Annotated in this window: 11 protein-coding genes; 1 reads left to right on the top strand and 10 read right to left on the bottom strand. The window is 77.4% G+C overall.

Annotated features, from left to right (window positions below; genetic code table 11):
* Positions 1 to 46: 46 nt before the first annotated feature.
* The gene (locus ACIRS1_RS21830; RefSeq protein WP_402842314.1) at positions 47 to 4,636 is read right to left on the bottom strand and encodes a tetratricopeptide repeat protein; all 4,590 of its coding nucleotides are present in this window, start codon (positions 4,634 to 4,636) and stop codon (positions 47 to 49) included.
* 33 nt (positions 4,637 to 4,669) lie between these two features.
* Positions 4,670 to 4,999, bottom strand: a complete 330-nt coding sequence (locus ACIRS1_RS21825) for a CU044_2847 family protein (protein ID WP_402842311.1) — start codon at positions 4,997 to 4,999, stop codon at positions 4,670 to 4,672.
* 251 nt (positions 5,000 to 5,250) lie between these two features.
* On the opposite strand from ACIRS1_RS21825, the gene ACIRS1_RS21820 reads away from it, so the two are divergent.
* Positions 5,251 to 6,246, top strand: a complete 996-nt coding sequence (locus tag ACIRS1_RS21820; RefSeq protein ID WP_402842308.1) for a hypothetical protein — start codon at positions 5,251 to 5,253, stop codon at positions 6,244 to 6,246.
* Positions 6,247 to 6,261: 15 nt separating this feature from the next.
* Here the strand turns inward: ACIRS1_RS21820 and ACIRS1_RS21815 are convergent, their stop codons facing one another.
* From ACIRS1_RS21815 to ACIRS1_RS21780, 8 genes are read right to left on the bottom strand one after another with little or no spacing between them, the layout of a single operon-like run.
* Entirely contained in the window at positions 6,262 to 8,871 is a 2,610-nt protein-coding gene (locus tag ACIRS1_RS21815) for an AAA family ATPase (RefSeq protein WP_402842305.1), read from the bottom strand.
* The gene (locus ACIRS1_RS21810; RefSeq protein ID WP_402842302.1) at positions 8,868 to 10,265 is read right to left on the bottom strand and encodes a hypothetical protein; all 1,398 of its coding nucleotides are present in this window, start codon (positions 10,263 to 10,265) and stop codon (positions 8,868 to 8,870) included. Before ACIRS1_RS21810 ends, ACIRS1_RS21815 begins: the two co-directional genes overlap by 4 nt.
* The gene (locus ACIRS1_RS21805; protein WP_402842299.1) at positions 10,255 to 10,992 is read right to left on the bottom strand and encodes a 4Fe-4S single cluster domain-containing protein; all 738 of its coding nucleotides are present in this window, start codon (positions 10,990 to 10,992) and stop codon (positions 10,255 to 10,257) included. Before ACIRS1_RS21805 ends, ACIRS1_RS21810 begins: the two co-directional genes overlap by 11 nt.
* Complete coding sequence (locus ACIRS1_RS21800) at positions 10,989 to 12,539, bottom strand: VWA domain-containing protein (protein ID WP_402842296.1); 1,551 nt, start codon at positions 12,537 to 12,539, stop codon at positions 10,989 to 10,991. The genes ACIRS1_RS21805 and ACIRS1_RS21800 overlap by 4 nt, the downstream gene beginning before the upstream one ends.
* Positions 12,536 to 13,840, bottom strand: coding sequence for a hypothetical protein (locus ACIRS1_RS21795; protein ID WP_402842293.1), 1,305 nt, complete (start codon positions 13,838 to 13,840; stop codon positions 12,536 to 12,538). Before ACIRS1_RS21795 ends, ACIRS1_RS21800 begins: the two co-directional genes overlap by 4 nt.
* 58 nt (positions 13,841 to 13,898) lie before the next feature.
* Positions 13,899 to 16,505: a hypothetical protein gene (locus ACIRS1_RS21790; RefSeq protein ID WP_402842290.1), complete on the bottom strand. Its 2,607-nt coding sequence runs from the start codon at positions 16,503 to 16,505 to the stop codon at positions 13,899 to 13,901.
* Positions 16,502 to 17,659 (bottom strand): hypothetical protein, encoded by a 1,158-nt coding sequence (locus tag ACIRS1_RS21785; RefSeq protein WP_402842287.1) that lies wholly within the window; start codon positions 17,657 to 17,659, stop codon positions 16,502 to 16,504. The genes ACIRS1_RS21790 and ACIRS1_RS21785 overlap by 4 nt, the downstream gene beginning before the upstream one ends.
* Positions 17,660 to 17,686: 27 nt before the next feature.
* A complete protein-coding gene (locus ACIRS1_RS21780) occupies positions 17,687 to 19,471 on the bottom strand; it encodes a hypothetical protein (RefSeq protein ID WP_402842285.1) in 1,785 nt (594 codons plus the stop codon).
* Positions 19,472 to 19,698 lie beyond the last annotated feature (227 nt).

Here is a 19,698-nt window from a genome sequence, read left to right as displayed (position 1 = left end):
TGAACGGCCAGGTGGCAGGCGGTCGTTCGGGTCCGGACGGGCCGGCTCAGCAGCCGGGTTCGGCGCGAGTGCGCCAGTAGGCGGCTTCGAGCGGTTCGTCCTCGGCGTCGGCCAGCTCGGCCAGGAGCAGCAGGACGGCCGGCGGGAGCGCGTCGTCCGGTGGGAGGCCGCCACCGGGCAGGGCGGGGCGTCCGCGGGCCGGCACCGGCGTCGGCTTCGCGATTGCGGCGAGGGGGGCGCCCCCGGGGGCCGCTCCGGAGCCGACGGCCGGCGCAGGCTCCGCGGGCACCGCGGCAGGCTCCGGGGCGGCCGCGGCGAGCACCTCCAGGGCGCGGGCGTCCTCGCCCCGGCGCTGCAGCTGCACCGCGTAGTCCGCGCGGGCGCGCCCGGCGGCGTCGGGGTCGCCGCAGCGGATCGCGGCCTCGAACCAGCCGGCGGCGTCCTCCTCCCGGCCGGGCACGCTGTCGACGACCCGGGCGAGCAGCAGCAGTGCCTCCGGGAGGTGCGGGCTGTCCAGGGACCCGGCGACCGGGAGCAGCACCTCCTCGGCGCGGGCGAACTCGCGCAGGCGGAACAGCGTGCTGCCCAGGTACCGGCGGACCAGGTCGTGGAGCGGCGGATCGGCGGTCTCCAGGGCCTCGGTCAGGACGTCCCGGGCGCGGACGGTGTCGTTCAGCGCGCGGAACGCGATGCCGAGCAGGGCCGTGGCGCGGGGGGTGTCCGGGCCCGGCGGCAGGGCCCGCGCCGCCTCCAGCAGCAGGACGGCGGACTCCGTCTCGCCGACCTCCAGCAGCAGCTCCCCGGCCGCGACGTGGGCGGAGACCGGGTCACCCGTGCCGCCCGCACCGCCCGCACCGTCAGGGCCGTCGGCTCCGTCCGGGCCGTCCGGGCCTTCCGGGTCGACCAGGAGGTCCGCCGCCGCGGGCCCGTCGCCGCGTGCCAGCAGCAGCGCGGCGAGTCGGGCCCGCGCGAACCCGGTGACGTCGGAGGGCTCGTCCTCGACCACCGCGCGCAGCAACTCCTCGGCACCGGCGTCGTCCCCGGCCCCGATCCGCCGGATCGACAGGTGGAAGCGGGCGAGCTGCAGGGCCGGGCCGACGGCGGTGTCGACGGCGCGCTGCAGGTGGGCGACGCCCTCCGCGGTGCGGCCGGGGGTGAGCACCAGGAGCACGCCGAGCAGCGCCGTGCCGATGCCGGCGGCCACCGGGTGGCCGGAGGCGACCAGTTCGAGCAGCAGCGGCTCCGCCTCCTCGGGGCGGTCGAGGTCCACCAGCAGGACGGCGAGGTCGATGCGGGCGACGAGGGACCACTCCGGGTGGTCCGTCGCGACGGCCCGCCGGTAGGCGTCGACGGCCTCCTCCCAGCGCTCCTGGGCGGCCAGGAGGTCGCCGAGCAGGTCGGCGGCCTGCGGGCCGAGGTGGGGGTGGGGGCAGCGGGCCGTCTCGGCGAGCAGGGCGAGGGCCTCCGCAACGTCCGCGTCGGTGACCAGGCCCTCCGGTACGGCGGACGACCCTGCGCCGTCCGGGAGTTCGAGGCCACCAGAAAGGGCCGAGCCGTCCGCCTCGCCCTTCTCGGCCCCGCCGTCGCTCCCGTCGACGGCCGGGGGCCCGGCGTCGCCGATCCCGGAGACGAGCAGCAGCGCCAGGTCCACCCGGGCCTGCCAGGACCACGCGTGGTGACCGGAGGCGATCGCGGTCCGGTAGGCCCGGGCGGCCGGCGACCGACGGCCCTCCTGCGCGTGGACGTCCCCGAGCAGGTCGGCCGCGTGCGGCGCGTGGTCGCGGTGGCCGGTGGCGACCACGTCGGCCAGCAGCTCGCAGGCGGTCTCGTCGTCCCCGTCCCGGGTGTACAGCAGGCAGGCCAGCCCGGCCCGGCCCATCAGGCTCCAGTCCCGGTGGCCGCTGGCGACGGCCCGGCGCAGCCAGCGCGCGGCGTCGTCGGGGTCGTCCGCCAGCCGGCAGTGGCCGAGGACGGCCATCGCCTCCGGGCCCCGGTCGGGGTGGCCGGAGCCGGCCACCTGCCGCAGGTGCGCGAGGCCCTCCTCGGTCTCGCCCAGCAGGACGCGGGCGATGCCGAGGCAGACCCGGGCCCCGGGCTCCAGCCACGGGCCGCCGTTCGCCACGGCGACCTCCAGCAGCTCCGCCGCACCCCGGTGGTCGCCGCGCACGATCAGCAGTTCGCCCAGGGCGGCCCGGGCGATCGGCCGGGCCTCCGGGTTGCCGTCCGCGAGCACCGAGCGCAGCAGCTCCTCGGCGCGGTCCAGCTCCCCGCGCAGGACCAGCATGCCGCCGAGGCCGGCCCGCGCCATGCCGCTGATCGACGAGCCGACGGAGGACCCGACGGCCCGTGACAGGCTCCACGGCTGGTCGGCGGGCGGCTCACCGGCGGGGGTGCCGCGCAGCGCCGGGGTCCGCTTCCCGTACTCGGGCGTGCCGACGCCCGGCGCGTCGGTCAGCACGGCCGCGCTGCCCTGGCCGACCAGCGCCTGCCCGAGCCGGGCCGTGGCCTGCGGCGGGATCTCCTCGACGCCGTGGGCGAGCACGGCCGTCAGCATCCGCTCGGCCTGCTCGACCTCCCCCGACTGCCAGAGCGCGCCGGCGAGTCCGATCTGGGCGAGCAGCGAGACGTCCGGGTCCTGGGCGGTCACGGCCCGTTCCAGCAGCGCCCGGGCCGCCTCGTGCTCGCCGCGGGCCGAGAGGAGGGTGGCCAGTTCGCCCTGGGCCAGCTCGGAGATGCTGGGCAGCCCCGAGTCCGCGGCGTGCCACAGCACCGTCTCGGCCTCGGTGAACTCCCGACGGTAGATCAGGGTGGTGCCGAGCAGCAGGGCCGCGGCGCCGGTGAGCTCCTCGTCCTGGTCCTCCCGGACGACCCGGCGCAGCTGCGCCTCGGTGACGTCCGGGCGGTTGCGGACGGCGGCCACCATGCCGAGGGTGAGCAGGTCCTCGGGGGCGGTGAGCAGCCGGGCGGCGGTCTCCCAGGCCGGATCGGCGACGGCGGCGTCGCCGGGCGCGGCGTCGGCGTACTCGGCGAGGTACGGGAAGACCTGGTAGCCGCCCTGACCGCCGTCCAGCCGGGCCCGCACGAGCAGCGCGATGCCCGCCTGGGCGCGGTCGCGGGACCACGCGAGCGCGTTGCGGAACCGCTCCTCGCCCGGGTCCAGGTCGAGCGCGGGGAAGTGCGGCAGGTACCGGTCGAAGAGTTCGCGCAGGGCGGGCTCGTCGAGTGGGACGGGTGCGCCGATGCGCGCCCAGTCGGTGGCGGCGCGGACCAGCAGCCAGCCCTCCGGGCAGCTGTCCAGGCCCGCCTCGAAGCGGGCCTCCAGCGCGGGTGCGGCGACCAGCATCTCGCCGATGCCGCGCAGCGAGAAGTCCTCCTGCGGGTAGAGCTCGGAGGCCTTGCGCCGTTCCTCCTCGGACAGTTCGTGCGGCAGGTGGACCACCCTGGCCCGGCGCAGCACATCGCGGGTCGCCCGCCCGACCTCGTTGTCCAGGCCGGTCAGTTCCTCGCGGTGGCGGTGGGTGAGGGTGCCGACGACCAGGCAGGGCGGGTCGTGGCGGAGCAGCAGCTCCAGCCCGTGGGCGTCGAGCGCCCCGGAGAGCAGGTAGTGGTGCAGGTCGTCGAGCCAGACGACGACCCGGCCGGCGGACTGCGGCAGGGCGCCCCGGGCTAGCGCCTCCAGGTCCCGCCGGCCGCGCCTGGGCACGACGATCCGGGCCTCGCCGTGGGCGCGGGCGAGCCGCTCGTGCAGGGTGCGGGACTTGCCCGCCTTGGACCGTCCGAGGACGAGCACGAAGCCGCCGGCGGCGAGGGCCGCGTCCAGTTCCCGGTCCGCGGTGGGGCGCTGCACGTAGGGCTCGTAGCCGTTGGCGGTGTAGACGGACTCGCTGACGCCGAGGTCGTGCCGGTCGACCTGGTCGAGCCGGGGCAGTTCGCCGCTGGGTGCGAGCGGGACGGCGAGCAGCCGGGCGAGGCGTTGGCGCCGCTCCTGCGCGGAGACGTCCCGGACGAGCGGGCCCAGCGGGGGCCAGAGCCGGACGACCGGGTCCAGGGAGAGCGCGAAGCCCACCCGGCGGTCGGCCCGGCCGGGCTTCTGCCGCCGGCCGATCACGCCGATCACGCCCTGCAGGGTGTGGTTCCACAACGGCGCGCCGGAGAAGCCGGGTTCGGTGGCCCAGCCGGTCTGCGCGGTCGACTCCAGCTGCAGCCAGTCGCCCTCGGCGTAGCCGACGATCTCGCCGCGGATCGGCACCCCGCCGACCTTGTGTTCGGCGGGGAACCCGTACGAGCGGAAGGTGTGGCCGAAGACGTCGGCGTCGGTGCGGCGCAGTGGCGCGGGCTCGGCACCGGGCGGGGCGGGGGAGTCGAGCCGCAGCACCGCGATGTCGCCGGTCCACTCCCGGGGCGGGTGCCAGCCGTCGGGGATCACCCGGGCCGGGATCGGCTCGTGCGGCGGCAGGAACGGGAAGCGGACGAGCACCGGTGCGGTCGGGGCGGCCGCGGGGGTGCCCGGGTCGACGACGTGCGCGCAGGTGAGCAGCAGGCGGTCGGTGATCAGGGTGCCGCCGCCCTCCGGGAGGTTCCGCCCGTGCGGCTGGATGCTGACCACCCAGGGCGCGCGGGCCGGGTTGAGCGCCATGTCGCGACCCCGCCCGCCCCCGGCTCCCGCCCCTCAGCTCCCGTCGGCGGCCGGCGCGGAGCGCCAGCTCATGGTGACGTCGAAGTGGCCCTCGGCGGCGGTCTTGGCGATGACGACGCCGGCCTCGGCGTTCAGCTTGATGCCGAAGGAGACCTCGATCTGCTCGGGCCTGAGGTGCTTGAGCGCGGCCAGGACGGACTCGATGGTGGGCCGGCAGGCGGTGAGCGCGTCGTCGAGCTGGTGCGCGGCCTCGGCGATGCCCTCCGCGGACCGCGAGACCAGCTCGATGCCGGGCGAGTCGTCCTCGACCTCGACGATCAGGGAGGAGTCGTCCGGACCCTGGAAGCGAAGCAACTCCGGCATGGTGAACCCCGGTTGACGATACGGTGTGTCGGCTCGACGACCGCAGGATAGCGCCGGGCGGGGAGCGGCGGCGGCTGTTCGCAGAGCTCGCCGCCCCGGCTTCCGGGGCGCAGGCGGCGGCGGGGGCGGCGCGGGCGCGCGGCGGCCCGACCGGGGCGCCCCGGGCTCGATCGCCGCTACCATCGGGCCCGGCGGGGCCCGGGTGCGGGCCGGTGGAGGGCGTGACTTCGGGGGTGGGCGTGGTGTCGGGGGTGGCAGTGGAACGGGCCAGGCGGGACATCGCGGCGGCCCTGGAGGCGGCCGGGGACGACACGGGCACGGCCTCGCTGCACGCCCTCGGGGCGGCGCTGACCTGGGTCTGCGCCGAGCTGGGCGGGATCGAGCCCGGCCCCGGCGGGGTGTCCGCGCTCGAGGCGGTGTACGCGCTCGACGACGCGCTGACCGCCGGGGCCGGGCTGGGGGAGGCCGTCGCCGGGCTGTTCGACGCGGCCCTCGCCGGGGCGGCCGTCCGCCGGGACGTCGGCGAGCTGGCCGACCGGCTGGCCGAGGCCGGACGCGCGGTGCGCGCCGAGCGGACGGCCCTCGACGAGCTGGCCGGGCGCGAGGAGGAGCTGCGCCGCAGGCTCGCCGAACTGGCCGGACTCCGGCGCCAGGTCGACGAGTTGCGGCGGCTGGAGCGGATCGTCTCGGCGCTGGACGCGCTGGCGTGCCAGCAGGAGGCGATCACCGCCCGGCTGCTGGTGCTGCGCGGCAAGGACACCGGTGTCGAGGACGCCCTGCGCACCAGCGCCGACCGGCTGGTCCGGCTGACCGAGGAACAGTTGGCCGCGCTCGCCCCGCAGACCCGCGAGGGGCTGGCCCGCGCGAGCGCGGTGGACGAGCAACTGGCCCTCGAACAGCGGAGGTTCGACGAGGGCGAGGATCGCCTGGCCGGGTTGCGGGACCGCCTGGACGCGCTGCGCGCCCAGCGGGTCGAACAGTTGGCGGCACTGCGGCTGCACGCCCGCGCCGACGTGGAGCTGGCGCGGGCGCTCGCCCCGGACGGGTCCGACCCAGCCGGGGCGGGCGCCGGGGAGGCCGGGCCGGGAGCCGGGGAGGCCCGGACGGCGCTGGCCGAGGCCGAGGCGCTGGTGGCCTCGCTGGACGCCAGGCTCGACCGGGTGGACGGGATCCTCGCCGGCCTCCTGGATCAGCGCGACCGGCAGGACGGGCGGGAGCGCGCCGCCCTGCCCTGGACCGACGCCTGATCACCCGCGGCGGGGTCAGCGGGCCGGCGGCACGTCCTCGCCGAGGAAGGTGATCGGCTCCCCGACGGCGCCGTCCCAGCCGTCCGGGCCCAGCCGGCGTGCCAGCCGGGTCTCCATCTCCCGGAGCAGCCCGGCTACCGCCCGGGCGTTGCCGAAGTCCCGCGGGCTGGCGGCGCGCCGGGCGTCGAACCACGCGGCGGCGCGCTGCGCGGCCCCGTCCGACAGGAGGTAGCGCTCCGTCGCGGCCTGCCGGCGCAGGATCTCCACCAGGTCGGCGGTCGGGTAGTGGTCGAAGTGCAGGGTCTGGCCGAAGCGGGAGCGCAGCCCGCTGTTGGCGTCCAGGAAGCGCCGCATCTCCAGCGGGTAGCCGGCCGCGATCACCACCAGCCGCCCCGGGTTCTCCATCATCTCGCGCAGCAGGGTGTCGACCGCCTCCTGGCCGAAGTCGTCCTGGTCCGTCCCGGAGGCGAGGCTGTAGGCCTCGTCGATGAACAGCACCTTGTCCAGGGCGGAGCGCACCACCTCCCTGGTCCGCACCGCGGTGTGGCCCTGGTAGCGCCCCACCAGGTCGGCCCTGGTCACCTCGACCACCTCGTCGGTGTGCAGCAGCCCCAGGGTGTGGCAGATCCGGCCGACCAGGCGGGCCACCGTCGTCTTGCCGGTGCCGGGCGGGCCCAGGAAGAGCAGGTGCGGGGCGGTGGTGTCGGGCAGGCCGCGGGCCTGGCGCATCGCCAGCCGTTCGGTGAGCCCGGTCAGGAACTCGCGCACGTCGCGCAGGCCGACCAGGTGGTCCAGTTCGGCCAGCAGTTCCCCGGTGGTGGGGACGGGCCGGGGGAGGTGCGCCCGGTAGCGTTCGGGCAGGTCGGCCGGCAGCAGCGGCAGGTGCACCTGCCGCTGGACCCGGCCGGCCCAGGTGTCGAACAGGTCGTCGGCGAGCAGGCGCATCGTGCCGGCGTTGCCGAACCCCTCGCCGGCGACCCGGCGCAGGCCGGTGACGACCTGGGACAGCAACTCCCCGGTCTCCGGGGCCGGGTGGATCCGGCGGTCGGCCAGCATGCCGAGCAGGATGGTGTGCAGGGTCGCCGGGTCGTAGTCGGGGAAGTCGATCCACGCCCGGATCCGGCGGTCGAGGCCCGGGTCCGACGCGATGAACTCGCGCATCCGTTCCGGGTACCCGGCCAGCACCACGACCAGTCGGCCGCGGTCGTTCTCCATCCTGGCCAGCAGCGCGGTGACCGCCTCCCGGCCGAAGCCCTCGCGCTGGTCGTGGAGCGCGTAGGCCTCGTCGAGGAACAGCACGCCGTCGAGCGCCCGGTCCACCAGGGCGTTGGTGCGTTCGGCGGTCTGGCCGACGAACCCGGCCACCAGGGCGGACGCGTCCGCCTCGACCAGGTGGCCGCGGCGCAGCAGGCCGAGGTCGCGGTAGATCTCGCCGACCAGCCGCGCCACCGTCGTCTTGCCGGTGCCCGGGTTGCCGCTGAAGACCAGGTGCTGGGTGGCCGCGTCGCGGCGCGCCGGGAGCGCCCGTTCGGCTTCGATGCGGTTGGCCAGCAGGCGCAGGTGCCGCTTGACCGGCGCCAGGCCGGGCATGGCGTCGAGCCGGGTCCAGGGGCTCTCGCCGTCCGTCGTCACCGCGGTCACCAGGCCGCGGTCGAGGGCGGCCCGGCGCTCCAGCGGGGTGCCGTCGGCGGCCAGCCGGCGCAGGTCCTCGCGCCAGGCGGAGGCCCGCCGGGGGCGGTCGGCGAAGGAGCGCAGCAGCGGTGCCAGCTCCCGCCAGTCGCCGATCCGCAGCCGGTCCCGCAGGCGCAGGTGCTGGACGAGGCGGCCGAGTTCGGCCTCGTCCGGGTAGCCGATCCGGAAGGCGCCGCCGCGGCCGGGGTGGTCGAGCTCGGCCCGCAGGAAGGCGGCGAGCGCGGGGTAGACCCGGCGGTCGGCGACGGTCCGTTCGACCCCCTCGAGCGTCGACGCGCGGAAGACGAAGATCCACCGGTTGTGGCCGAGCCGGTCCTGGGCCCGGTCGGCCAGCGCCGCGGCCAGCTGCCGCGAGGCCTGGTTGTGCAGCAGGATCTCCTCGGCCTGGGTGTAGACGACGGCGGTGCGGGGCTCGGGCCGGCGCAGCAGGCCCAGGTGCGTCATCACGGCGAACGGATCGGCGACGGCGCTCGACGGCCGGGCCGGCGCGGCGGTCGCGGCGTCCGCCGAGCCGGGGCCGGTACCGGGTTCGGTGGGCAGCCGGACGGTCCCGAGCGGGCCGCGGAGCCGGCGCATCCGGCCGGTGGCGGGGGCGGCGCCGGTCCCACCCGCGGTGCTCCCGCCCTTCCCGGTTGCCGGCCCGTTCTCGGCGGCGCCGCCCCGCCCGTCCGGTTCCGCCCGTTCCCAGCCCGGCCGGCTCAGCCGACGCGACTCCGGATCGCGGAAGTACAGCGGGCGGCTGAGCGAGGAGAAGACGATCCGCCGGTATCCCTCGGACCGGAGCAGCCCCCACAGGGTCTCCTCCAGGGCGCGCACCCCGTAGTCCGGGTCGACGAACACGTCGTCGACGCCGGGCCCGTAGAGCACGGTGAACGGCTCGTCGGTGCTCAGCCGCAGGTCCCGGAAGCGCTCGCCGCGCGGGATTGCGGTCACGCGCCCGGTCCGGGCTGCCGGCGGCCGGGCTCCCGCTGCGCCGTCAGGTCGTAGCGGGGGTCGTCGGTCCTGAGGTCGGGGGCGCCGGGCTGGGGCAGCGGCAGCGGCGCGGGGGCGTGCGCCTGGTGCCCGTTCTCGGCGAGCAGCCGGTGCACCGCGTCGGCCCGGGCGCGCTGGTCGGCCTCCGACTCGGTGTCGCGGTCGGACGAGATCACCCGGATCACGTTGCGCCCGGACGCGGGGTCGGCGGTCTCGATGTCGAGGACGATCTCGTTGCCGTTCTCGTGCCGGAGCCGGGTGATGTGGGCCCCGCGGGCGTCGGCGTCGACGAAGGCGTCGTCCACGTAGCTGTAGAAGGCCGTCTCGGCCAGCGCCTGGATCACCTCGTCGGCGAGGTTGACCCGGATCTGGGAGGCGAGCTGGCTCAGGCGCGCCCGCCGGACGGTGTCGGCCAGCTGCATCTCCAGGGCCGGTGCCTCCTCCCGGCAGATCCGTTCGGCCTCCTCGGCGGCGGTCTCCTCGGCGCGGGCCCGCTCCAGCAGCGCGTCGAGCCGTTCGCGCAGCTCCGCCAGCCCGCCGGCGGACCAGTAGTCGACGTCCAGCGCCACGTCCGGGATCTCCTGCTGGTCCGGGCCGAGGACGGGCAGCTGCGCGCTGCGCCGGACCTGCTGCTCGACCAGCAGCACCGCCTGGACGGCCTCGGCCTGCCAGGACCGGCGGTGCAGGTCGGCCTGCTCGACCCGGACCCGCAGTTCGCTGAGCCCGAGGTAGTTCTCCTGGGCCACGGCCAGGGCGGCGTCGTAGCGGCCGAGGTCGTGGTTGCCGCGGGCCTGGTCGAGGCGGGCCCGGAGCGAGGCCAGCTCGCCGGGGGCGTGGCGCTCGTGCGGAAGGGTGTCCGCGACGAGCGCCGCGATCGCCTCGGCGTCGGTCAGCCAGCCCGCCGACAGCTCCCGGGCGTGCTCCCGGTCCTGCGTCATCACCTCGACCCGGGAGGCGAGTCCGGCGATCTCGGCGCGGCGCTCGCGGCGTTCCCCGTCGAGCTCGGCGGCGAACGCGAGGCGCTGCCGTTCGAGCTGCTCGTGGGCCTCGGCCCGCAGCCGGCCGGCCGCCTCGGTGATCCGCTGCTGCGTCCGGGCGGCCTGTTCGCGCAGCCGCCGGTTGGTGTCCTCCTCCAGCGCGCGGTTGCGGGCGCTGAGCGTGCGGACGGCCTGCTCGCTCTGGTCCTGCCGCCGCCGCACCGCGTCGAACCCGCCCGCGAGGTCGGCCCGGGTCTGGTCGCGCACGCCCTGCAGCAGCTTGGGGAGGTCCCGGCGGACCACCTTCAGCTCGTCCGCGCTGCGCAGCAGCCGGTACCACTGGGACTCGTCCACCTGGATCTGCTTCCTACCGCTCACGTCCCTCTCCCGTCCCTCTCCTGCCGTTCCCGTCGTGCCGTGCGTCGTGCCCGTTCCCGTCGTGCCCGTCGTGCCCGTCGTGCGGGCCGTCCGCCGTCCGCAGCCGCCGGCGCACCACCGCGACCGCCGTGTCGAAGGCCGTCAGCAGGCCCTCCGGCGGGACGCCGACCAGCAGCGCCGTCGGCCCCTCGACGGCGATCTCGGCGCTGCGCGGGCCGTTCTCGTAGTCGTAGGGCTCCTCCTCAGGCCGGCCGCGCAGCCGGTGGACGCGCTGGTTGGCGCTGCCGCGCAGGCCGCGGCCCTCGTTGCGCCCGGCCACGTACAGCCCGTCCACCAGGACGTCCAGCCGGTCGAGCAGCCGGCGCACCCCCGGGTTCGGCGGGGCGTCGCGCAGCCGTTCCAGGCGGTACCCGGTGAAGCAGAGCACCGAGACGTCGCGCCGCTCGCGCGCCCGGTCGACGGTCTCGGCGAGGGCGGCGGCCTGCGCCATCGGCTCACCGCCGGAGAGCGTCAGTCCGGTCACCCGGTCGTCCGCCAGCAGCTCGGCGGCCAGGTCCCCGGGGGCGACGCGACGGGCCGGCCGGTCCGGGATCCACTCGGGGGACATGCAGCCGGTGCAGCGGAAGGGGCAGCCCTGCACCCACACCACCGAGCGCAGCCCCGGGCCGAGCGCCCGGGTGCCGACCCGGGTGGCGGCGACGTTCACCCGCGCAGCGGTGCCGCTCACGGCCGCCACCCGGCCGGCTCGGTGACGGCCGTCGGGCCCTGCGACCCGTTGCGCCGGTAGAGGAAGGCCGTCCCGGCGACCACCACCCGGCCGTCGGGGGCACAGGTGACGGTGCCGGCGCGGGCCGGGTCGCCGTCCGGGGTGTAGCGGATCCTGAGGTCGATCCGGGAGCCGAGCCCGGTGCGCCGCCGCCGGCCGCGCACCAGCCCGGACCCGCCCACCGCCGGGCGCAGCCGCACCCGGCGGCCGGAGAGCGCGATGCGCTCCGGGATCCGCCCGCCGAAGGCCGGTTCGACGAGCAGGACGCCGTCGAGCGGGGGCCGGTGCACCCGCCGCCACGCGAGGCCGAGCAGCAGCAGGACCAGCAGGGGCACGCCGACCGTCAGCGGCAGCGCCGCGGCCGAGCCGACCTGCGCGGAGACCCGCACCGGGAGGTCCGGGTGCAGCAGGGCGGCGGGCACCTTGAGCGGGAGGTCCGGGGCGAGGGCGGGCTGCCAGGGCGAGCCGACCGCCCCGGTCAGGTGCAGGACGGCGTCGGCGTGCGCGACGTGCCGCGGCGTCAGCGGGCCGTCGTCGAAGCCGCCGCCGATCCGCACCGGCACGGTGGTGCCGGCGCCGGGTTCCAGGGCGAGCGACGTCGGCAGGCCGGACACCCGGAAGCGCCCGCCGGACACGGTGGCGCCCAGGCCCTCGACGGTGAGCGGGAGGTGGCCGGTGCGCGAGGTGAAGGTGATCGCGCCGGCCACCTCGCCGTGCGTGAGGTCGAGGGTGTCGGGCCCGGTCCAGGCGGCGTCGACGCCCTGGCCCAGGTCGGCGGCCAGGATCGCGCGGGCCTGGCGCAGCCGGGTGTCGTCGCCCGCCCGCTGCAGGTAGGCGCCGAGGTCCTGGATGCTGCCGGGGACGAGCTCACGGGTGTCCGTGACGACCTGCCGCAGCAGCCCGGCGCCGGTGGCCCCGGTGGCCAGCGGGAGGGCGTAGCCGACCAGGTCGGTGCGGCCGGCGAGCTTGGCGGCGCGCTCGTGCAGGGCGGCCGTCCAGGCGGTGGTGCCGGCGGTCGGGTAGCGGGTGCCGGTCGGCGGGGCGTTCTCGCCGTCCGTCATCAGCACCACGGAGGCGACCGGCAGGGCGTCGCCGCGTTCGAGCTCGGCGAGGGCGGCGTCGAGCGCCGCCCCGATGTCGGTGTCGCCCTTCGCCGGCGGGGCGGCGGGCAACCGGGCCAGGATGGCCGCCGGGTCGTCGGCGGCGCCGATGTAGCGGGGCACCACGGTGCTGTCGAAGGTGTAGAGGGCGACGTGGTCGGCGGACGTCAGTCCGGACAGGAAGGTGCGCAGCGTCTGCCGGACGGTCTCGTAGCGGCCCTGCTGGGCCATCGACGGGGAGGTGTCGACGAGGACGATGTGGTCGGCCGGCTGGTGCTGCAGGCCGAGTGACCGGTAGATCTCGCCGCGCGTCGGGTTGCCGCCCGCGGCGTCGGCCCGCGCGCCGAGCGCCGGCAGCAGGGCCAGCAGGAGGGCGGCCAGCAGGGCCAGGGGTGCGGATCGCTTCACCGGGACTCTCCCTCGACGACGCCCGGCAGGTCGCCGAGCGGGTGTTCGTGCGGTTCGCCGTGGCCGCCCACCGGGCGCAGCACGAGCCGGGTCCGGCCGCCCGCGGCCATCGCGATGCCGACGTGGAACCGCTCGCCCTCCGCGCTCGCCGGCAGCGTCACGGCGCCGACCCGGACGGCCCGGCCGCCCGCGGCGTCGCGGACCCGGACCTCGGCCTCCCGGGCGTGCGCGCCCGCGCCCCCGACGGCCAGCCGGCGGCCGTCCCGCTCGGCGAAGACCGTCGCGCCGCCGGGGACGAGGCGGCCCGGGCCGCAGAGCACCACCTCGGTCGCGGCGAGCCGGCCGTGGCGGACCAGCCGGGCCCCCAGCAGCACCTCGTACGGGTAGCGGTCGGCGGGGTCGACGCGGCCGGCGGCCACCAGGGCGGCGCCCAGCACCGCGGCCAGGGCCGGGTCCGTCCCGGAGGGCAGCGCGGCCTCCCGGCCGGCCCCGGCGGCCGCGCGGCGGATCGCCGGGATCCGGGCCGGGCCGCCCACCGCGACCACCGGCAGGTCGTCCAGCCCGGACTCGGCCGCCGCGCGGCCGACCTGCTCGCGCAGGACGGCCAGGGCCCGCCGGGCCGCCCCGGCCGGGACCTCCCGGGTGCCGATCCACAGGACGGGCGTGTCGTCGTAGCGCGCCGGCTGCCGCTCGGCCCGGGCGACGGTGCGGTCCCAGCGGGCGGCGGCGCCGGGCACGGACCGGGCCACCCGCAGGGCCTCCAGCCCGGCGCCGCCGTCGGAGGCGCCGCCGGGCCCGCCGTCCGGGGCGGCGGCGTCCAGCAGGGCGGCGTCGAAGGCCGAGCCCAGCCCGCCGTCCGGGGTGTGCCGGACGAAGCGCCGCACCCCCACGCTGCGCGGGGCGACGACGCACACGCTGACCTCGACGGCCGCGGTGCCGAGCACGCAGACCGCCCAGGTGCCGTCCAGCGCTGGCCCGTGGTGGCGCAGCAGCGCCAGGACGGCCGTGGCGGGCCGCAGTTCGCGGACCGGCGCGGTGGCACCGAAGGCCGCGGTGACCTGGCGCAGGTGGCCGGGCGGCATCGCCTCGGCCGCCACCAGGACGACCTGTGCGGGCGGGCCGTGCCGCTCCCGGAAGGCCGCGCAGGCGGCGGCCAGGACCTGCGCCGGGTCCTGTCCGACCGGCACGGGCAGGCCCTCGCCGGGCACCGTACCGGGCAGGTCGGCGAGCGCGGGCAGCCCGTCCGGCCCCGGGTGGGCCAGCCGGACGAACCGCGTGCCGACGTCGATGGCGAGGGTCATCCGGCGCACCCCGGGGGAGAGCGGCGGGGCCGGCGGCGCGTCGGGGCGGGGCTGCGGGTCATCTGCGGAACCTCCAGGGCAGGAGGCCGCGGCGGTCGGTGGGCGGCCGCGAGGGCTGGGGCGGTGGGCCGGCGGGCGGGTCCTTCGGCCGGTAGCCGTCGTAGGCCAGCACCTCCTGCGCGTACTCCAGGCGCCGCAGCTCCTGGTGGCCGTGGTCGAGGAGGCCGACGCGCAGCCGCGCGGCCGCCGTGGTGTGCAGCATGCCCTGGTACAGCTGCTCGGCCAGGGGCTGCGCCTGGCGCCACAGTTCGGCGGCGAGGCGGTCCACCTGCCGGGCGCTCCAGCCGCCCAGGGCGGGCACCACCTCGGCGGTGAGGTCGACGGGGAACCTGCCGTGGTGGGCCTCGACCAGGGCGGCGGCGAGGACGTCCGGGTCGGCCGGGCCGCGGGCGGCGTGGCGGATCCTCGTCAGGAGGACGATCCAGCGGCTGCCGGGCCGCTGTTCGAGCGCGGTGACCACCGCGGGCGGCAGGTCCAGGTCGAACCAGGCCGCGTCGCCGGTGAGGAGCCGCTTGTCCAGGGCCTTCACCACGGCCTCCTCGCCCCGCGCCTGGCGCTCCACCAGCCGCCGCAGCACGGGGGAGCGGGCCGGGTCGGGCCAGTTGCCGAGCACCTGTTCCACCACCCGCTGCCACAGCAGGTCGGAGGCGGCGTTGGACAGCCGGTCCGCCAGCCGTCCGGCGTAGCGGCCGGCCCAGCCGGCGTCGCGGCCGTGGGCGCCGGTGCGGGGGGCGGGCTGCACGGGCTCCCGCGCGAGCAGCCGTTCCAGCCCGCCGAGCGGGACCTCGTGGTCGGAGGCGGCGAGCCGCAGCAGGTCCAGGTCCGCCGCGCAGACGGCGCGCGAGGACCCGGCGTCCTCCTCCAGGCTCTCGGCGTACCGGGCCAGCAGGGTGGCGAGCTCCTGGCCGCGGGGGCCGAGCGCCACCTCCCAGTACGGGCCCCACAGGTGCAGCAGCGTCAGCGGGCGGTGGTGCCGCACGGCCAGTTCGAGGATCGCCGGCCAGAGCGTGGCGGGCAGCCCCCGGGCGAAGTCCGCGGCGTCGTTGGGGCCCATCAGGCCCTGCTCGTCGAGGATGCCGCACAGGTAGGCGGTGAAGCGCAGCCAGCCGGTCGTGGTCCGCAGCCGTTCGCCTTCGGCGGCGTGCAGCAGGTGGACGAGGACGTCCGGGTCGGGGCCGCCGTGGCCGATCGTCGTGTGCGCCCAGGCCCGCCCGAGTTCCGGGTACCGGACGAGGACGTGGGCGGCGGGTTCGGCCTCGGCGCGGTAGGCCTTCTGGGCCCGTTGGACGACGGTGGCGATCCAGGCCGAGTGCGACACGGCGGCGGGCGCGGGCCCGCTCGGGTCGATCACGGTGGTGAACATGGACGCGAACTCGGCCGAGCCGGGCCCGTACAGCTCGCGGAGCAGGTCGAGCCAGGCGAAGCACCGCTCGAACCCGTGGGCGGCGTCGGCGAGCACCGCCCGGGCCAGCCACCCGGGGAGCTCCGGCGCCCGGTGCGCGTGCAGCAGGTCGACGGCCCGTTCGTCGCGCGGGGTCTTGCCGACGGGGGCGGCGGCACGGGCGAGGAAGAGGAAGAGCTCCCGGCGGTGTTCGGGTTCGAGCCGGGCGGCTCCGCCGAGGCCGAGGGCCCGCGCGACGTCCTCGATCCGGCCGCGGCCCTCGCGGACCTCGGCGAGCACGGCCTCGGCGAGGTCCAGCTCGCGCAGGGCCCGCAGCATCTCGGGGCCGTCGCCGCGCCGCAACGGGGTGGTGGCGGCCAGCAGGTGGCGGATCAGGTCGGCCGTCGTCAGCCCCTTGGCGCGCAGGCGCTTCAGCTCGGCGAGGTAGGCGGCGGCGCCGTGGCCGGTCGGCGGGGTGGCGGGGTGGCCGTAGCGCACGGCGGTGCGGCCGGTGCGCGCGGTCTCGGCGAAGGTGAGCTGGACCCAGTGCTCGGCCTCGCCGGTCCAGTTCGCGGCGCTGAGCCAGCTGCGGCAGCCGTAGGGCAGCAGGGCGGCGATCGCGTCGACGATCCGCACCCGCCGCTCCGGGCCGGGCAGGTTGCGGCTCTCGCCGGTGAGCGTGACGTGGTGCCCGTCGGTGAGCAGGGCGGCCACGCACGCGGCCCAGTCGAAGCCCACGTCCTCGATGACGGCGGCGAGTTCGGCGGCGGAGGCGGGGTGGAGGCCGAGCTGCAGCGGCGGCCCGGTCGGGGGGTCGCCGGGCTGCGGCCAGCGCACGCCGGCGGCGGCCGAGGCGAGGCCGGACCAGCTGACGCCGGCCCCCGCGGCCTGCGGCCATTCGAGCAGGAGCAGGCGGGAGGTGATGATCGGCGCCCCGGTGCCGTCCCGGCTGCTGCGGTCCCAGTCCTGTTCCACCATGGCGCAGGCCGCGGTCCGTTCGCCCTCGACGCCGCTGAGGAAGATCCGCCAGGGCAGGCCGCCGGTCTCCTCGGGGTGGCGGACGTCCGGGGTGCCGGTCTGGGCGCCCCACAGGTAGCGCCCGGCGCGGTCCGGATCGAGGCTGGTGCCGAGGATCTCGTAGCCCATCGGCCGCCCGGGGTACTTGCCGAGGACGGCCCAGTGCACGGTCACGGGGGCGGCGCCGGGCCGCTGCGTTCCGGTCACCGCAGCTTGACCCGGCGAGTGCGGATCCGCCGCTCCAGGTCGACCAGCGGCTCCAGCACGTTGATCGGGTTGGGCGAGGTGGCGATCTGCGGCTGCCCGTTGACGTCCTGGACGTTGGCGAAGAAGCGGTAGTCGAAGATGCCGTCGGGGTTGAGCCGGAAGCCGATGGCGGAGGTGGCGTAGTAGGTGATCCGGTTCGGGTGGAAGTAGGTGTGCAGGGCGTCGCGCACCAGGGTGGCGGTCGAGCCGCGGAAGGTGTCGCAGATCCAGGCGAAGTAGCCGGCGGCCTGTTCGGCCGGTACCCGGGGGATCCGGGCGCCGACGCCGTCCTGGGTGACCCAGCGGGCGTCCACGGAGGGCCGGAAGAGCTCCGGGTCGTCGAACTTGGCGACGCAGACCGCGACGTGGTGCGGCAGCCGGCCGCCGGCCATGCCGCGCCGGTCGCGGACCCGGCTGGTGATCGCGTTGAGGGTCGCGTAGAAGAACTCCAGGCTCTGGGTGCCGCGTTCGCGGTCGAGCAGGGGGTCGAAGAGGTAGATCAGGCCGCTGGAGTTCGCCAGTCGGTCGACGATGGCGGCGTGCTGGGGGTGCTCCGGGCGGAAGTACTCGCCGCTGACGTCGTGGATGTCGAGGACGAAGCCGACCTGCCGGGTGCCGCCGATCATCCGGGGCTCCTCGCCCTGGAAGGCCCAGCTCATGCCCTGCGCACCGGTGGTGGCGCCGGGGAAGCCGCGGTCCACGGCGAGCAGGCGGACCCCGCGGTTGAGGAAGTCGCCGGCCTCCGGGGTCATGCCGCTGATGACCCAGCGGCCCTTGCCGTGCCGGGCGTGCTGCAGGGCGGCGATGGGCAGCGCGGAGAGGTAGGTGGTCTTGCCCGAGCGTGGCGCCCCCCAGAGGCCGATCCGGACGGCGCCGGGGCCGTCGGGGCCGATCTGGCCGGGCGGTACCGGCACCTCGAGCGGGGGCAGGTAGCCGTCGGGGAAGGCGCCGTGGGGGGCGGCGTGGCCGTCGACGACGGTCGGCTGCGGCGCCGGGGCGGGCGGGCCGTAGCGCAGGCCGGGCGCGCCCGCGGCGCGCGGGCTCTCCCAGGCGGGGGCGTCCCGGTCGGGCACCGGGCCCTTGCCGGGCACGGGGTCGGTGGGGTGGTCGGACATCGGCGGTCTCCTCGGCGGGACGGTCGGTCAGAGCAGCGAGCGGGCCAGGGCCAGCCGGCAGGGCGGTCCGTCGACGTGCCAGGTCGGGACCAGGTCGTGGGCGGTGGCGGCGGGCGGCCGGTCGGGCGGAAGGGCGCCGTCGGCGCCGAGCGCGCACCAGCTCAGTTCGGTGTAGTCCCAGACCGTCTGGCGGGACCGGTCGGTGGGCCGGGGGCCGACCGGTCCGTCGCGCCGGGTCAGCACCCGGACGCCGGCGTCGCGCAGGGCGGTGAACTCGGTGCGCCAGTCCACCCCGAGCGGGCAGGCCGGCACCCGGCCCTGCTGGGCGGGCTCGCCGGGGGGACGGGCGCCCAGGACGAGCACGGTGCGCTGCGGGCGGAGCCGGCCGGAGGCCGCCCAGGCCGGCGTGGCCGCCTGGAGCCGGATCGCCTTCAGGGCGTCCTCCAGGGCGGAGACGGTGTCCTGGCCGCGGCGCACCGGCTCCCACCGGTCGAGTGCGGCGAGCGCGGCGGCCGGCGGGCCGAGCGGCAGGGTCTCCAGCAGGGTGGGCCGGGGCGTGTAGCGGTTCTCGCGGATGTGGTGGTCGTAGTAGCCGACGAGGGCGACGTCCACGCCGGCCGCGGAGGCGGCCGGGTCGGCGAGGGCGGTGACGAGCTCCCGCGCGTGGCGGACGCGGGCCGCGACCTCGTCGGGGGAGGTGGCGTAGCAGAGTTCGACGGCGAGCAGGAGTTGCAGCCGGGGCGGCCGGGCGAGGCTGCGCGGGAGACCCTCGATCAGGGTGTCGAGGTCGGCGCGGATCCGCTCGGCCGCGGTGCCGTCGGGCAGCAGCACCTCCACCTCGCCGGGGCCGTGCAGGACGAAGGTGAGGTTGGCGGCGCGCAGCGCGGGCAGGCGCACGCCGTGGGCGGACACGGCGTCGTGCCGGGTGCCGTGGCCGGCGGTCACCACCGGCAGGGTGAGCAGGGTGTCCGCCTCGATGGAGCCGTACACGGTGACGGGCACGGCGACGGTCTCCCCGGGTCTCAGCCGGGCGCCGGCCGGGAAGAGCAGCGTGGCCTCCGGCCGGACGGCTCCGCTGATCGCGTCCACGCCGGCCAGTACCAGCGCGTGGTCCCGGCGCAGCGGTGCGCCCCGGAGCAGCCGGCGCACCCCGGCGACGCCGCCGGGGGCGGGGGCGAGTTCGGCGTCGGGGGCGCGCAGGGTGCGGGCCGTGGCGGCGGCCCTGGCCAGCAGCGGCCAGTCGGGGCGCTGGTCGAGCAGCACGGTGCGCTGGCGCGGGCCGGTGGGCAGCAGGGTGGTCAGCAGTCGTCGGACGGCGGTGTCGAGGGCGGTGCGGTCGACCGGCGGGAGGTCGCCGATCCCGCCGGCGAGCTGGAAGGCGCGCCGCTCGGGGTCCTCGGCGAAGGCCGGGAGGAGGTCGGTCCAGGCGGTGCCGCCGGCTTCGGTGACCAGGGGGATGCCGTTGGCGTCCGCCTCGGCCCTGATCAGCCCGACCCGCTCGTCGCCGAGTTCGACGAACCAGATGACGGCTCCGGGGAGTTCGACGAGTTCCTCGAGCAGGCGGTCCCAGGCCCCGCCCGGCTCGGGGCCCGGTTCGGGCCCGGCGGCCGCGAGGGCCTCGGCCCGTTCGTCCCAGGCGGCGCGGCCCGCGGCGAGCGCCTCCTGCTCCCGGCGCAGGTCGTCCGGTCCGGGTTCGCCGAGGAACACCTCGCCCGTGATCCGCCACCGGCAGTCCGGGCAGAACTCGGCGTCCTCGTCCGGTCGGTGGCAGACCGGGCACGCCTGGTCCGGTCTGTTCGAGCCCCCGGTCACTTCTCGCCCCCAGCTCGACGTGTTCGGCGCAGGGCGGCACGGCCGAGATCGGCGGCGGCCTGCCCCTCAGGGGTCCTCATGGTGGCACAACGCCGGGGCGCGCAGTGGATGTTCGCGGAAAAGGTCGGTGGCGGGGGGCCGGGGGGGGCCCCGCGCCCCCCACGCACCCCCCCCCCCGAGCGCGGCAACAAATATATAAAAAACCCACTCGAAAGCGAGGAGCCGAG

This window comes from Kitasatospora sp. NPDC101176 (assembly GCF_044768035.1).
Taxonomy (GTDB): domain Bacteria; phylum Actinomycetota; class Actinomycetes; order Streptomycetales; family Streptomycetaceae; genus Kitasatospora.
This window is presented reverse-complemented; position numbering and strand designations above follow the sequence as displayed.